Origin of the sequence: Confluentibacter sediminis (assembly GCF_003258355.1) — a bacterium.
GTDB lineage: Bacteria > Bacteroidota > Bacteroidia > Flavobacteriales > Flavobacteriaceae > Confluentibacter > Confluentibacter sediminis.
This window is the reverse complement of sequence record NZ_QKPO01000089.1, coordinates 1-374: the sequence shown is the minus strand read 5'-3', so window position 1 is coordinate 374 and position 374 is coordinate 1. Positions and strand designations below refer to the sequence as shown.

At 59.9% G+C, this 374-nt stretch carries 1 protein-coding gene; it reads right to left on the bottom strand.

All coding sequences use genetic code 11. The features are described 5' to 3' along the window. A partial coding sequence (locus DKT72_RS19055; protein WP_502243707.1) for a carbonic anhydrase occupies positions 1-243 on the bottom strand: 243 nt, incomplete at its 3' end. Positions 244-374: the final 131 nt, after the last annotated feature.

Below are 374 nucleotides of genomic sequence, written 5' to 3'. Positions count from 1 at the left end.
GGCGGTGCGCACGGTGAACAGGTCGCCCAGGCCCTGATCAAAAATGATTTCCGGAGGTACGCGCGAGTCCGAGCAGGAGAGCACCGCGGCATCCGGGTTCTGGCCATCAAGCAGCGTCTGGCGGGTCTCCTTGTCCTGCCATGGGTGGTCGGGCTTGCCCTCGGCAAAGCGCCGGTTGCCTTGCAGCATGCGGCTCCACGTTGCGTTCGCGGTCGATTCCTGTTCAAAGTCTGACTGAGCCATGAAACCTCCATTATCAGCGGACTGCTGATTGCCATATTAGCGAGTATTCGCGCATAGTCGTGATTGGGGCAACGGCCATTTGGGCACAAGGGTTGCGGGTGGTGTGATAAGGCTCATACGTTACACCCGCG